15 protein-coding genes are annotated in these 14,971 nt (G+C 50.5%); 4 read left to right on the top strand and 11 right to left on the bottom strand.

The features are described 5' to 3' along the window. Positions 1-3 precede the first annotated feature (3 nt). From pabC to yceD, 9 genes are all read right to left on the bottom strand, one after another. Entirely contained in the window at positions 4-801 is a 798-nt protein-coding gene (pabC, locus tag AACU55_RS18070) for an aminodeoxychorismate lyase (protein ID WP_134705874.1), read from the bottom strand. 226 nt (positions 802-1,027) lie between these two features. Beyond that, positions 1,028-2,269, bottom strand: coding sequence for a beta-ketoacyl-ACP synthase II (gene fabF / locus AACU55_RS18065; RefSeq protein WP_013576244.1), 1,242 nt, complete (start codon positions 2,267-2,269; stop codon positions 1,028-1,030). Positions 2,270-2,370: 101 nt separating this feature from the next. Continuing rightward, on the bottom strand, positions 2,371-2,607 hold the full coding sequence (gene acpP, locus AACU55_RS18060) for an acyl carrier protein (protein WP_015690190.1): 237 nt from the start codon (positions 2,605-2,607) through the stop codon (positions 2,371-2,373). A gap of 153 nt (positions 2,608-2,760) precedes the next feature. Further along, on the bottom strand, positions 2,761-3,495 hold the full coding sequence (gene fabG, locus AACU55_RS18055) for a 3-oxoacyl-ACP reductase FabG (protein ID WP_013576245.1): 735 nt from the start codon (positions 3,493-3,495) through the stop codon (positions 2,761-2,763). Between the two features lie 13 nt (positions 3,496-3,508). Beyond that, the gene (fabD, locus tag AACU55_RS18050) at positions 3,509-4,438 is read right to left on the bottom strand and encodes an ACP S-malonyltransferase (protein WP_037037332.1); all 930 of its coding nucleotides are present in this window, start codon (positions 4,436-4,438) and stop codon (positions 3,509-3,511) included. 18 nt (positions 4,439-4,456) lie between these two features. Further along, positions 4,457-5,410, bottom strand: coding sequence for a beta-ketoacyl-ACP synthase III (locus AACU55_RS18045; RefSeq protein ID WP_134705873.1), 954 nt, complete (start codon positions 5,408-5,410; stop codon positions 4,457-4,459). A 6-nt stretch (positions 5,411-5,416) separates the two neighbouring features. Further along, positions 5,417-6,451, bottom strand: coding sequence for a phosphate acyltransferase PlsX (gene plsX / locus AACU55_RS18040; protein WP_013576248.1), 1,035 nt, complete (start codon positions 6,449-6,451; stop codon positions 5,417-5,419). Positions 6,452-6,499: 48 nt separating this feature from the next. Then, positions 6,500-6,667: a 50S ribosomal protein L32 gene (gene rpmF / locus AACU55_RS18035; protein ID WP_013576249.1), complete on the bottom strand. Its 168-nt coding sequence runs from the start codon at positions 6,665-6,667 to the stop codon at positions 6,500-6,502. A gap of 12 nt (positions 6,668-6,679) precedes the next feature. Next, a complete protein-coding gene (gene yceD, locus AACU55_RS18030) occupies positions 6,680-7,204 on the bottom strand; it encodes a 23S rRNA accumulation protein YceD (RefSeq protein ID WP_013576250.1) in 525 nt (174 codons plus the stop codon). Between the two features lie 142 nt (positions 7,205-7,346). On the opposite strand from yceD, the gene AACU55_RS18025 reads away from it, so the two are divergent. Further along, entirely contained in the window at positions 7,347-7,940 is a 594-nt protein-coding gene (locus tag AACU55_RS18025; RefSeq protein WP_013576251.1) for a Maf family protein, read from the top strand. A gap of 49 nt (positions 7,941-7,989) precedes the next feature. On the opposite strand, the gene rluC is transcribed toward AACU55_RS18025, so the two are convergent. Further along, positions 7,990-8,952 (bottom strand): 23S rRNA pseudouridine(955/2504/2580) synthase RluC, encoded by a 963-nt coding sequence (gene rluC, locus AACU55_RS18020; protein WP_013576252.1) that lies wholly within the window; start codon positions 8,950-8,952, stop codon positions 7,990-7,992. A 600-nt stretch (positions 8,953-9,552) separates the two neighbouring features. Here rluC and rne point away from each other — a divergent pair. Then, positions 9,553-12,840, top strand: coding sequence for a ribonuclease E (gene rne, locus AACU55_RS18015; protein ID WP_134705872.1), 3,288 nt, complete (start codon positions 9,553-9,555; stop codon positions 12,838-12,840). 73 nt (positions 12,841-12,913) lie between these two features. Here the strand turns inward: rne and AACU55_RS18010 are convergent, their stop codons facing one another. After that, a complete protein-coding gene (locus AACU55_RS18010) occupies positions 12,914-13,201 on the bottom strand; it encodes a putative quinol monooxygenase (protein ID WP_013576254.1) in 288 nt (95 codons plus the stop codon). A 223-nt stretch (positions 13,202-13,424) separates the two neighbouring features. On the opposite strand from AACU55_RS18010, the gene pyrC reads away from it, so the two are divergent. Both pyrC and dinI read left to right on the top strand, forming a co-directional pair. Beyond that, complete coding sequence (pyrC, locus tag AACU55_RS18005; protein WP_037037326.1) at positions 13,425-14,474, top strand: dihydroorotase; 1,050 nt, start codon at positions 13,425-13,427, stop codon at positions 14,472-14,474. 81 nt (positions 14,475-14,555) lie between these two features. Beyond that, complete coding sequence (dinI, locus tag AACU55_RS18000) at positions 14,556-14,810, top strand: DNA damage-inducible protein I (protein ID WP_134705871.1); 255 nt, start codon at positions 14,556-14,558, stop codon at positions 14,808-14,810. The last annotated feature ends 161 nt before the right edge of the window (positions 14,811-14,971 follow it).

Here is a 14,971-nt window from a genome sequence, read left to right as displayed (position 1 = left end):
TTCTTAACAGCTCTGGAGCAGGAAATCGCACAAACGCCGTGAAATGTAATATTTGTCATCGACCTGATTCACCGGCAGAACGGGCATCAGGGCGTTACAAATCAGGATTTCGTCAGCATCTGATAATGTTTCCGCAGATTCACTGACGATGTTCACAACCCAGGGGGATGTCGCTTCAAGTACGCGGATGATGTGCTGACGCATAAGGCCATCAACGCCGGACTGCGATAAATCCGGAGTAAACACCTGATTTCCCTTACGCCAGAATAAATTTGCCGCACAGCATTCCACCAGGCAGCCCGAGGTGTCAACCACCAGCGCTTCATTGGCATCTGTCTGGTCAAGATGCATGCGGATCATTACCTGTTCCAGCCGGTTAAGATGTTTTATTCCGGCCAGCAACGGGTTCTTACTCAATGTTACCGGGCTCAGCGCGAGTTTCACGCCCTCTTGCCGCCACGCGTGATAATGCACCGGATAATCAGACGCAGAAACAATACGCGTCGGCGCAGAGCAACCTGCGGCGCTGTAACCTCGGCCGCCCTGCCCGCGCGTCACGACGGCTTTAACCACTGCCTCTTTCTGCTGTCCGGCAGCCAGAACCATTTCCTGTTCCAGAGCCATCCAGTCCACACCTTCAATCCGCAGTTGCGACGCAGCACGTTGCAGACGCTGAATATGCCCGGCCAGAAACACAATCACACCGTCTGACACCCTGGCTGTGGTAAAGCAACCGTCGCCAAACTGCACTGAACGGTCACTTGCCGACAACATCGCGGCCGCCACACCATTAATCCACATGGTTACTTCCTCCGGTTCTGGAGCTTATGGTCACGATTCTCTGACAGCAGAGCCTGCGTGAGCCGGTCTGTCGCATCAAGGAGAGCATTCTTACTTTATCGTATTGACACGCGCTGCCAGCAGGAACACGCATCCCGTTTACGCATTGTTGTATTCAGTCTTCACTTTAATTCAGACAACAAAAAGGCCCGATTAACGGGCCTTCACAAACACAGCTTGTGCGGGATCAGATCTTACGGAATACCAGCGAACCATTGGTACCGCCGAAACCGAACGAGTTGCACAAGGAATACTGCATATCTTTAACCTGGCGCGCTTCGTGAGGGACGAAATCCAGATCACAACCTTCATCCGGATTATCCAGATTGATGGTCGGCGGAACCGCCTGGTCGCGTAATGCCAGCAAGGTGAAAATGGACTCCACCGCACCCGCTGCGCCTAAGAGATGGCCGGTCATCGACTTGGTCGAGCTGACCATAACTTTATGCGCATCGGCACCAAAGACGGATTTAACCGCCTGAGCTTCGGCTTTATCACCCGCCGCAGTCGAGGTGCCGTGTGCGTTGATGTAGCCAATCTGAGCCGCAGAAACCCCCGCGTCACGCAGCGCGTTCTCCATCGCCAATGCCGCACCCGCACCATCTTCCGGCGGTGATGTCATATGGTAAGCATCGCTGCTCATGCCAAAACCGACAATTTCAGCATAAATTTTTGCACCGCGTTTACGGGCATGTTCGTACTCTTCCAGCACCATAATACCTGCGCCGTCACCCAGTACGAAACCATCACGATCTTTATCCCACGGACGACTCGCCGCCTGAGGATTGTCATTGCGCGTCGAAAGCGCGCGTGCTGCACCGAATCCACCGACGCCCAACGGGGTACTGGCTTTTTCCGCGCCGCCTGCCAGCATCACGTCGGCATCGTTATAAGCGATGATACGTGCTGCATGACCAATATTATGCACCCCAGAAGTACAGGCTGTTGCAATAGAAATACTCGGCCCACGCAACCCGAACATGATACTCAAATGACCTGCAATCATGTTGACGATAGTGGATGGAACGAAGAAAGGACTAATTTTGCGGGGTCCGCCGTTAACCAATGAGGAATGGTTTTCTTCAATCAGACCAAGCCCACCGATACCGGAACCGATCGCCGCACCAATGCGTGGCGCGTTCTCAGCAGTTACCTCAAGCCCGGAGTCTTGCATCGCCTGAATACCGGCAGTAATACCATACTGAATAAAGGCATCCATCTTGCGAGCATCTTTGCGCGGGATGAAGTCTTCACAGTTAAAATCTTTTACTAAGCCAGCAAAACGCGTTGCGTAGGCACTAGTATCAAAATGGTCGATCAGGCTGATGCCACTCTGACCGGCAAGGAGAGCGTTCCAAGTGGACTCTACAGTATTGCCGACAGGAGACAGCATGCCCAGTCCAGTCACTACAACTCGACGCTTAGACACGTATGTCCTCCAGGGAGGGAAAAAAGTAGTAATACCGTGGGATAAAAAAAACTTAGGCGGTCAAATGACCGCCTAACTATCTAAACTTAAAGCATGTACGCTTACTGTTGGCTAGCGTTGATAAAATCAATTGCTGCCTGAACAGTAGTGATTTTTTCAGCTTCTTCGTCAGGGATCTCGGTATCAAACTCTTCTTCCAGAGCCATAACCAGCTCAACGGTGTCGAGAGAATCAGCGCCAAGGTCGTCTACGAAAGATGCAGCATTCACTACTTCTTCCTGTTTAACACCCAGCTGTTCAACGATGATTTTCTTAACGCGTTCTTCGATAGTGCTCATACTCTTAAATTTCCTATCAAAACTCGCTTTCGCGATGGTTTTCGTAGTGTATAAAATGTTGAAAAAGATGCAACTAAATCCAGGCTGTTCAAACCACGAATTTGCTCTATTTTGCGGTTTTTACCGCAAAAAACGCAAATAATTTCGTAATTTTTAAATCATGTACATGCCGCCATTGACATGTAATGTTTCACCCGTGATGTAGCTGGCCTCGTCAGAGGCTAAAAAAGCAACGGCGCTGGCAATTTCTTTGGCATCGCCCAACCGGTTGGCTGGAACTGATGACAAAATGCCTGCGCGTTGATCATCTGTCAACGCCCTTGTCATATCCGTCTCAATAAAGCCAGGAGCGACGACGTTGACAGTAATGCCACGTGAAGCGACCTCACGTGCCAAAGACTTACTAAAACCAATCAAGCCAGCTTTAGCCGCCGCGTAATTCGCCTGCCCTGCGTTACCCATGGTGCCAACAACGGAACCAATTGTAATAATCCGTCCACACCGTTTCTTCATCATAGCCCGCATGACAGCTTTTGACAGCCGAAACACTGAAGTCAGGTTCGTATCCAGGATATCCTGCCACTCATCATCCTTCATACGCATGAGAAGGTTATCACGGGTAATGCCGGCATTATTAACTAAAATATCAATTTCGCCAAATTCAGCTCGAATCGTCGCCAATACTTGCTCAATAGATGCAGAATCAACCACATTGAGCATGATACCTTTGCCATTTTCGCCTAAATATTCGCCGATCGCTTCTGCGCCTTTCTCGCTGGTCGCAGTGCCGATCACTTTTGCGCCACCAGCAACCAGTTTTTCTGCGATTGCGCGGCCAATACCACGGCTGGCACCGGTAACCAGTGCAATTTTGCCTTCGAAGCTCATACTCATCCTCTTATTACTGTTCAAGCGCCGCTGCCAGACTTGCCGTGTCATTCACAGCGGCAGCCGTCAGGGTGTCAACAATACGTTTGGTCAGACCGGTCAGCACTTTACCTGGTCCCACTTCTAATAACTGTTCTACGCCTTGTGCAGCGATGTATTCGACAGACTCAGTCCAGCGAACCGGGCTGTACAACTGACGTACCAGCGCACTGCGGATCGCTTCAGGAGACGTTTCGACTTTCACGTCAACGTTATTCACGACAGAGTACTGTGGCGCACTGAAAGTGACATTTTCGAGCGCAATCGCCATCTTTTCAGCGGCTGGCTTCATCAGTGCACAATGTGAAGGCACGCTCACAGGCAGAGGCAGAGCACGTTTTGCACCGGCTTCTTTACATGCTGCACCAGCGCGTTCTACGGCTTCTTTGTTACCCGCGATCACAACCTGACCAGGCGAGTTAAAGTTCACCGGAGAAACAACCTGACCCTGTGCAGATTCTTCACAAGCTTTGGCAATGGCATCATTATCCAGACCAATGATCGCATACATCGCGCCAGTTCCGGCCGGAACGGCTTCCTGCATCAGCTTACCGCGCAGTTCAACCAGAGAAATCGCCTGTTTAAAATCCAGTACACCAGCACAAACCAAAGCGGAATACTCACCCAGACTGTGGCCAGCCATCAGAACAGGCTGAGTGCCATTCTGTTGCTGCCATACGCGCCAGATGGCGACAGAAGCGGCCAGCAATGCCGGTTGCGTCTGCCAGGTTTTATTCAGTTCTTCAGCAGGCCCCTGCTGCACCAACTGCCATAAATCGTACCCCAGTGCCGAAGAAGCCTCGGCAAATGTTTCTTCAACCACCGGATGCGCAGCGGCTAAATCAGCCAGCATACCGAGTGTCTGAGAACCCTGACCAGGGAAAACCACCGCTATTTTTGTCATTTTTATCATCCTGTTAAATCAAAAACGTACCAGCGCCGAGCCCCAGGTAAAGCCACCGCCAAATGCTTCGAGCAACACTAATTGCCCGCGCTGAATTCTGCCGTCACGGACCGCTTCGTCAAGTGCTGCAGGCACCGAAGCCGCCGACGTATTGCCATGACGATCGAGCGTAACAACGACTTTATCCATGCCCATGCCCAGCTTTTTCGCTGTTGCGCTGATGATACGCAGGTTCGCCTGATGTGGCACCAGCCAGTCAAGAGCAGAGCGGTCGAGATTATTTGCCGTCAGGGTTTCATCAACAATGTGCGCCAACTCAGTCACCGCGACTTTGAAGACTTCATTACCTGCCATAGTGACATAAGCAGGTTTTTCTGGTTCTGACTGGCTAGGGTACGCCAACGTCAACAGATTACCGTAATGACCATCGGCATGCATGTGAGTGGAGATGATGCCTTGCTCTTCGGAAGCTCCCAGCAAAACTGCACCAGCGCCATCTCCAAAGAGGATCACCGTGCCACGATCTTCAGGATCGAGTTTACGGGATAGCACATCAGATCCGATCACCAGCGCGTATTTTACAGCACCGTTTTTAATGTATTGATCGGCAACGCTCAGCGCATAGGTGAAACCTGCACATGCCGCCGCCAGATCGAACGCTGCGCAATCCCTGATGCCGAGCATATTCTGCACCTGGCAGGCTGAACTCGGGAATGCATGTGAAGATGAGGTTGTTGCAACAATGATCAAACCTACGTCGCTTGCGCTGACGCTGGCCATTTCAAGTGCTTTTTCAGCAGCGTGCAGGCCCATTGTGGCCACAGTCTCATCCGGTGTAGCGATACGACGTTCACGAATACCCGTACGGGTGACGATCCACTCGTCGGAGGTATCCACCATTTTTTCTAAGTCGGCATTAGTCCGAACTTGCACGGGCAAATAGCTCCCCGTACCGAGAATCTTTGTATACATGTACGATCAGTCACTCTTGGGTAATACAGCTTCAAGGCGCGCGGCAATCCGCTGAGGGACTTGCCGCTGCACCGCCTGCACAGCCTGTTCGATAGCAACAGCAAACGCACGCTGGTTTGCTCCGCCGTGGCTTTTAATAACGATGCCCCGTAATCCTAACAAACATGCGCCATTATACTGGTCGGGATTGAGATGGCTAAAACGCTTTAGCAATTTTTTCTGCAGAATCCGACCTAACCATTTCAACCACCAGGCCTTCTTGCCACCCTCTCCCGAGGATTTTAACAGTGACAAAAACATCCTTATTACACCTTCCATGGTCTTGAGCGTAACGTTACCCACAAAGCCGTCACACACCATCACATCTGTTTTACCGGTCAGAAGGTCGTTACCTTCAAGATAACCGATATAGTTGATTAGTGCGGTATTTTTTAAAATCGCGGCGGCTTCACGGATATTATCCAGCCCTTTGCTTTCCTCTTCGCCGATATTGAGCAAGGCAACGCGGGGATTCGTGATCCCCACCACCTGTTCGGCCATCACAGCCCCCATCACGGCAAACTGGACCAACATCGTGCTGTCGCACTCAACGTTGGCGCCCAGATCCAGCACCACAGTTTTACTACGTTGCTGGTTAGGTAGCACGCTCATCAACGCCGGGCGCTCAATACCATCCAGCGGCTTGACAACCAGCTTGGCTAATCCCATCAGTGCGCCGGTATTCCCGGCACTGACACACGCCAGTGCATCACCACTCTTGATCAGTTCCAACGCCACACGCATCGAGCTTCCTTTACTGGCCCGTATAGCTTGCGACGCACGTAAATCGCTGGCTATAACTGATTCAGCAGGAATTATCCGAATTCGTTCTGTTAAAGAAGGATCGGCTTTGGCTAAGAAAGGTGTGATTGCGTCGGGATCGCCGACCAGAAGGAGGTCTAATTCAGAATTAGAGATCAGTGCCTGCAATGAAGCAGGCACTGTGACGGAAGGACCGAAATCTCCGCCCATTACATCTAACGCGATGGTTAGACGAGTCAAGGTATCGCCTTGCCAGCACTTATCACGTGAATAAGTTGCAGACAAATATCAGCCGATTACCTTGCGACCGCGGTAGAAACCGTCGGCAGTGATGTGGTGACGCAGGTGAGTTTCACCAGAAGTCTTGTCCACAGACAGAGTGGAAGTGGTCAGAGCATCATGTGAACGACGCATGCCACGTTTAGAACGGGTTGGTTTATTCTGTTGTACGGCCATGGACCTTACTCCTTAAGTACTTTTCTTTAAACTCGCTAATACGGCAAATGGATTTGGTTTCTCCGCCTCTTCAGGCAGTTTACCGAATACCATGTCCGCTTCGGACACTTCACAGTGTTCAGATTCATGTACCGGCACGACAGGCAGTGAAAGAATAATTTCGTCTTCAATCATTGCCAGCAAATCAACTTCGCCAAAATCATCGACTTCGATCGGCTCGTACGCTTCCGGTAATGCCTCAGCCTGTTCATCATTCTGGACAGGACTAAAACAATATGTTGTGTGAACCTGATGTTCAAACGTCTTACCGCATCTCTGGCATTCCAGAGTGACAGCAACATCGGAGTGGCCGGTAATCACAGCCAGACGCTGGTTGTCGATATTAAACGACAAAGAGGTTTGTATATCAGAATCCACACTGACCACTGATTGGGCAACACGCGTAACCTGATCAGCAGTATAGACACCTGTATAGTCTAAACGCTTCTGGGCAGTGCGAACCGCATCAAGGGTCAGGGGTAATTTTACTTTTTGCATAGGGCGCGCATATTAACTTTGTAACGACAGAGAGTCAAAGAAAAAGGCCTTAAAACCGCACCTTTCACCAATATTCGCTTCCGCAGCGGCCGACAGTTTAAAATGTGCGATTCAATAACGCTACGCTTTGTGAAAAAAAATTATGTCAGCACATCAAAAAAAATTACTTCTGGCTTCAACATCGGTTTACCGCAAGGCCCTTCTCGATAAAGCCGGCCTGGTATTTTCCTGCGCCTCACCCGCCATTGATGAGACGCCGGGTCGGGACGAAAAACCCGCCGAACTGGTGCAGCGTCTGGCTTACAGCAAAGCCAGCGTGCTTGCAGCTTTGTATCCTGAACACCTGATAATCGGTTCTGATCAGGTCTGCGTGATTGACAGAAAAATAACCGGCAAGCCGCACACGTTTGATAACGCATTCCACCAGTTGCGTGCTGCCAGTGGCAAGACAGTGACGTTTTACACCGGTCTGAGCCTGTATAACGGCGAAACACAAACGGCGCAGACTTTATGTGAAACATTTGACGTGACCTTCCGGTCATTAACTGATGAAGAAATTACCGGTTATTTGCATCGCGAACAACCTTATGACTGTGCCGGGAGCTTTAAATGCGAAGGACTGGGGATCACACTTTTCGACAGTCTGGCAGGACGCGACCCGAACACGCTGATTGGGTTGCCCCTTATTGCCCTGCTCGCCTTGTTGCGTCAGGAAGGCATCAATCCGTTGCTATAAAAGGAATAAAAAAGGCACACTCTGTGCGCCTCTGTTTACTATTCGTGCTTTAACGTGCTGTCGTTTTACCCCGTAAAACTTTCAGACAGTTACGCAGTTTAGCATCCATCGGTGCTTCAATACGCATCGTCTCCCCCGTGTTCGGATGCTCAAAACGCAACGCCGCCGCATGCAGGAATAAACGATTGAGGCCAGTTCCGGACAGTTTTGCATCGAAATCTCGCTCACCATAACGGTCATCAAACGCAATCGGATGTCCGGCATGCAATGCGTGTACGCGGATCTGATGGGTTCTGCCGGTCACCGGGCTGGCTTTAACCAGAGTTGCAAACTCATAACGTTCTTCAATTTTGAAGCGCGTTTCTGAAGGCTTGCCTTCGGCATTAACCCTGACAATACGTTCGCCGCTTTGCAGAATATTTTTCAGTAAAGGCGCCTGCACGACTTTGCAGTGTGACGGCCATTCACCCCGGACCAGCGCCAGATAATCCTTTTGCATGCTTTTCACACGCAGTTGCTCATGTAAGGAACGTAGTGCAGAGCGTTTCTTGGCGACCAGCAAAACACCGGAAGTATCACGGTCCAGACGGTGAACCAGTTCCAGAAAACGAGCATCCGGACGCAGCGCGCGCAGGCCTTCAATCACGCCGAAACTTAAACCACTGCCGCCGTGTACGGCAGTGCCGGAAGGTTTATTAAGGATCAGCAAATGATCGTCTTCATATAAGATGCAATCCGCCAGCGCGGCGACTTTATCCAGCTTTGCAGAAACTGGCGCTTCATCACGTTCAGCAACACGAACGGGCGGGACACGCACTTCATCACCGGCAATTAATTTATATTCCGGCTTAATTCTTTTCTTATTTACCCGCACTTCACCCTTACGCACGATGCGATAGATCATGCTCTTCGGCACGCCCTTAAGGATTTTAAGTAAGAAGTTGTCGATACGCTGACCGGCTTCGTCGTCAGAAATGGGGATTAATTGTACAGTTGGATTCTCAGTTTTCATGGCTCGCGATTCTAAATATCCGGCACGGTTCGCGCCACTGATTTTTATGTGCTTAACTTTTACTTTACCAGTAACAGCATAGGAAAACCTTCTCACTCCCCCTGTTTTTTAAGAAAGCTCAGGTTCTGACAATGCGGCGCATCTCTCATTGAGGTAAATATCTTACCTGCTTGGGAAAAGTCACCTTGCTATCACAGTGCCTGCAATGGAATAATGAAGTCACTTTCGGCGTTGTTTCTCTTAAGTTAGGGAAAACGCAGGAATTATAGATTTGCCTGATCGCACAAAAACGCAGCAATGGCGTAAGACGTAATGTGAAATCAAGCAATTAGCGGGCTGCGGGTTGCAGCTTGGCCGGCGAATGGAATGAGATCTGTTAACGTAAATTCAGAAGCTATTCCCCTAATAAAAGTGCTGCTTTCACAACGCTGGTGTCTTTAATACAGCAAAAGCAGACTTACCGAAATAATGCGCCCCTATGCAAGCGACAGCCGTGAGGTTGACGATTTGCGAGAAGACTCGGGGCCAACGGTTTATCCGGTCATGAGGTCATTTTGCCCGCAGCTCTGTCAATAATGGAATAATAATGAGTAAGTTAAGATGAAAAGAATGTTGATTAACGCAACTCAGCAAGAAGAGTTGCGCGTTGCCCTCGTAGATGGACAGCGGCTGTATGATTTGGATATTGAAAGTCCGGGCCATGAGCAGAAAAAAGCGAATATTTACAAAGGTAAAATCACCCGCATTGAGCCAAGTCTGGAAGCAGCATTCGTAGATTACGGCGCGGAACGACATGGTTTCCTCCCTCTGAAAGAAATTTCCCGCGAATATTTCCCAAGCAATTATTCTTCCCATGGCCGCCCGAACATCAAAGATGTGTTGCGCGAAGGCCAGGAAGTCATTGTTCAGGTAGATAAAGAAGAGCGTGGAAATAAAGGCGCAGCACTGACGACGTTTATCAGTCTGGCCGGTAGTTATCTGGTTCTGATGCCAAACAATCCACGCGCAGGGGGTATTTCCCGCCGTATTGAAGGCGATGACCGTACTGAACTGAAAGAAGCCTTGTCTTCCCTGCAACTGCCTGATGGCATGGGCCTGATTGTGCGTACTGCCGGTGTCGGTAAATCCGCAGAAGCTCTGCAGTGGGACCTGACTTTCCGTCTTAAGCATTGGGATGCGATCAAGAAAGCCGCTGAAGGCCGCCCTGCGCCATTCCTGATCCATCAGGAAAGCAACGTTATCGTTCGTGCGTTTCGTGATTACCTGCGCCCGGACATCGGTGAGATCCTCATCGATAACCCGAAAGTCCTCGAGCTGGCAAAAGAACATATTGCTGCTCTGGGTCGTCCTGATTTCAGCAGCAAAATTAAGCCGTATGTTGGCGAAATTCCGCTGTTCAGTCATTACCAAATCGAATCGCAGATTGAATCCGCTTTCCAGCGCGAAGTCCGTCTGCCTTCCGGTGGCTCTATTGTTATCGACAGCACCGAAGCGCTGACCGCTATCGACATCAACTCCGCGCGTGCAACCCGCGGCGGCGATATCGAAGAAACCGCATTCAACACCAACCTTGAAGCTGCAGATGAAATTGCCCGTCAGTTACGCCTGCGTGACCTCGGTGGTCTGATTGTTATCGACTTCATCGACATGACACCTGTTCGCCACCAGCGCGAAGTAGAAAACCGTCTGCGTGATGCCGTTCGTCAGGACCGCGCCCGTATTCAAATCGGTCGCATTTCCCGTTTCGGTTTGCTGGAAATGTCCCGTCAGCGCCTCAGCCCGTCATTGGGTGAATCAACGCACCATATCTGCCCGCGTTGTGCAGGTACTGGTACCGTCCGTGACAACGAATCTCTGTCACTGTCGATTCTGCGCTTGATCGAAGAAGAAGCACTGAAAGAAAATACTAAAGAAGTGCATGCCATCGTTCCGGTGCCAATCGCTTCTTACTTGCTGAACGAAAAACGTGAATCGGTGAATGCCATCGAGAAACGTCAGGGTGGTGTGCGTGCAGTGATCGTGCCTAACGATCAGATGCAAACTCCGCACTACCATGTTCTTCGCGTTCGTAAAGGCGAAGAAATTTCTGCACTGAGCTATTTGCTGCCACAGATTCATGAAGCGGAAATGCTGCAACCTTCAGAAGAGTTGCCGACTGAACGTCGTCGTCCTGAGCAACCGGCTCTGGCTGCGTTTGCGCTGCAAAGCGAAGCGCCTCCATCCAGCTTTGAGCAGGCAACAGTGACCGAAGAACCGGTTAAAACCCGAACGGCAACAGTTAATGCGCCTGCGACACCTGTTGCTGAGAAATCAGGGTTTGTCAGCCGCCTTCTGAGTGGGTTGAAAAGCTTGTTCGCACCGGAGCCACAGCAGGAAGTTAAACCTGTTGAAGCACCGCAAGAGACGCCGGAAGCTACTGAAACGGAAAACCGTCGTAACAACGAACGCCGTAATCAACGCCGCCTGGGCGGACGTCGTGATCGCAACGGAGAACGTGGCGATCGCAATGAACGCGGTAATCGTGGCGAACGTGGTGAAGGTCGTGACAACAATCGTGATAATCGTGGTGAAAACCGTGATACCCGCGAAAATAATCGCGAACAGCGTGATGATCAGCAGCGCCGTGGCCGCCGTAATCAGGAACAGGTTGTTACCGAAACCCGTAGCGAAGAAGTTGAAACTGTTGCTCGTGAAGAACAGCAGCAACAGCCTCGCCGTGAACGTTCGCGTCGCCGTTCTGAAGACAAGCGTAAACCACAAACTGAAGAGAAAGTTCAGGATGTCGCAGTTGTCGAACAAGTTGCTGCTCCGGTGGTTACCGATGAAACTGAGCAGGAAGATCGTCAGCCAACTCAGCGCCGTCAGCGTCGTCAGTTATCGCATAAAATCCGTTTCGAATCTGAAGCAGAAGTAGATCATGAAGAAGAAGCTGCAGCTCAGTTATTGATCACCGGCACCCGCCCTGCGGCGCCAGCGATTGCTGAGCAGGAACCTTCTGATGCTGAAACCGCAAACGTTGCTGATAACGAAGATAATCAGAATGACAACGCCCGTGAAAATGGCATGCCACGTCGTTCACGTCGTTCTCCACGCCACCTGCGTGTAAGCGGCCAACGTCGTCGTCGTTATCGTGATGAGCGTTATCCGACCCAGTCACCAATGCCACTTGCAGGTGCGTTCGTTTCTCCGGAAATGGCTTCGGGTAAAGTCTGGGTCACTTATCCGGTTGCTCAGTCCTCTGAACAACAGGTTACTGAAACAGAAACTCCTGAAGTGCTGACTGAGCAGGTCGAGATTGCACAGGCGAATACGCCGGTCATATCTGACATCACTGAAGTTACGCAACAGCCAGTCGCAGAGCCTGTCAATGATGTTGTTGACGCTGCACCACAAGAGGTGCCAGCCGAAACAGCAGCAGCAGACGTTGCACAGCCTGTAGCCAACGAGCCAGTGCTGGTTGAACCGGCAACAGCTGAACCTGTTGCAGAAACAGCTGTGGTTGATGTTGCGCCAGAAGCGCTCGAGCCTGCGATCGTTGAACCCACAGATGTTCTCGCTGCATCTGAAGTTCAGGCACCTGCGCCAGTCGCCGAACCCGAAGTGAAAGCTGAACCTGTTGTTGCTGAAGTTAAACCTGCTGTGGAAACTGCGCCAGTCGCAGCCGCTCCGGCAGGTACTGAAGCTGCGGTTGTTGCACCTCGCTTCAAGCACCTCGCAACCGCGCCAATGACGAAGGCACCAGCACCTGCCTATGTGCCAGAGCCACCTCGTCACAGTGACTGGATTCGTCCTGAGTTCAACTTTGAGGGTAAAGGCTCTGCAGGCGGCCATGCGGCAGCCACCACTGCAACAGCCCCGGCCACCAAACCTGAGATGCCAGCCGAGTAATCGCTGACCACTCAGTCTAAAAAAACCCGCCTCGGCGGGTTTTTTTATAGAAACTGTTGAAGATTCAATCTCATCAGGCCAGACTTTTCAACCGGCGAATCGTGAGTTCCTCCAGTTTGCCTTCCAGGCTTTTTGCAAAATGCTGGAAATGTTCAGTTTTGTTGTGCTGATTCAGCGCTTCTTCAGAGGCCCATCGCTCGTAGAAAACAAAAGTCCCTTCTGTATCGAGATCCTGATGCAACTCATATTGCAGGCACCCTACTTCCTGTCGGCTTGGTTCAATTACGTCAAGCAACGCTTCTGTCACTTTTGCCGTAAACTCTTTTTTAGCGACAATAGTGGCAACAACTCTGATTTCCATAATGGTTCTCCTGTTTTTTTGGTCATGCTTAGCGGCGAACCGGTAAGCACTCTGACTAAAATCTGTCCCCACTATGAACCTTTCGACACATTGATTTCAATACGAACTTTATTTAACAGATGCAACACATCGCTTTTACGCTTATTCTTGTTCCCCGCCGTTAATGCTCCCATTACCGCACCTGATCCCAATATCTTGTCTCTCAATGCCGGAGTTTTGCCTGATGACCGCAACACCGCAAGTTTTGAAAATCCGCCGTCCAGATGACTGGCATATTCACCTTCGTGACGACCAAATGCTCAGCACGGTGTTACCTTTCACCAGTGAAGTATTTGGTCGTGCGATTGTCATGCCAAACCTGAGTCCTCCCGTAACCACCGTGGCGGCTGCGATAGCATATCGTGAACGGATTATGGCCGCGTTGCCTGTCGGACATAATTTTACCCCTCTGATGACCTGCTATCTGACCGATTCTCTGGATCCGGAAGAAATTGCCCGCGGTTTCGAGCAAGGCGTGTTCACAGCAGCAAAACTGTATCCGGCGAACGCGACAACAAATTCCCAGCATGGCGTTTCTGATACCAAAATGATTTACCCTGTTTTGGAACGTATGCAGAAAATCGGTATGCCTTTGCTGATCCACGGTGAAGTCACTCACAACCATGTCGATATTTTTGATCGTGAAGCCCGTTTCATTGATGAAGTGATGGATCCGGTGCGTCGTCAGTTCCCTGAATTGAAAATTGTCTTCGAGCACATCACCACCAAAGAAGCCGCGCAGTATGTTCTTTCCGGCAATCAGTATCTGGGTGCAACCATTACGCCGCAGCATCTGATGTTCAACCGCAATCACATGCTGGTTGGCGGCGTGCGCCCTCACCTGTTCTGTCTCCCCATTCTCAAACGCAACGTTCATCAGGAAGCATTGCGTGAGGTCATCGCCAGCGGCGCGGATCGCTTCTTCCTCGGTACCGACTCTGCGCCGCACACCAAAGACCGTAAAGAATCGAGCTGCGGATGTGCAGGTTGCTTCAATGCCCCACTGGCGTTATCGGCTTATGCGACCGTCTTTGAAGAAATGAATGCACTGCAACACTTTGAGGCGTTTTGCTCCCTTAACGGCCCGCGTTTCTATGGCCTGCCGCTCAATGAAGACTTCATCGAAATGTCTCGTATACCGGTGACGCAGCCGGAAGAAATTGCGTTGGGCAATGAATCTGTTGTGCCATTCCTCGCAGGTCAGACACTGAACTGGAAAGTGACGTCGAACTAAATACAAATTCTCACAAGCGTGTATTGCACTGATCATGATTTGACTGTATAAATATACAGTCAAATCTATTCAGGAGGTCCTATGCGTGTTGAAGTCACAATCGATAAAACCAAGCCTCTGCCTGCTGGCGCGCTGGACGCGTTATCAGGTGAATTGAGTAAAAGAATTAACAAACTGTTTTCTGACCGCGAAAATAAAATTCAGGTCCGCTATGCGGGGGCAAATAGCCTGTCCGTTTTGGGTGGCGCAAAAACTGACCGTGACCTTATCGAGGAAATTCTTCAGGAAACCTGGGAAAGCGCTGATGACTGGTTCTCAAATCAGAACGATGAGTAACCCGATGAAATCCCTGAAAAGCCATTCACTTTTTACTCCCTATCTATAATAATCAGGTTTATTAAAACCACGCCGCAAGGCTATTGGTGTATTTCACCGGGCGTCGCAGTCCGGTTTTTTATTCTTTTTTACTGCATAAAACAGACTCTTCTGAAAAATAA

The sequence above is a fragment of the Rahnella sp. CJA17(1/100) genome (genome assembly GCF_963881615.1).
Lineage (GTDB): Bacteria > Pseudomonadota > Gammaproteobacteria > Enterobacterales > Enterobacteriaceae > Rahnella > Rahnella aceris.
This window is presented reverse-complemented; position numbering and strand designations above follow the sequence as displayed.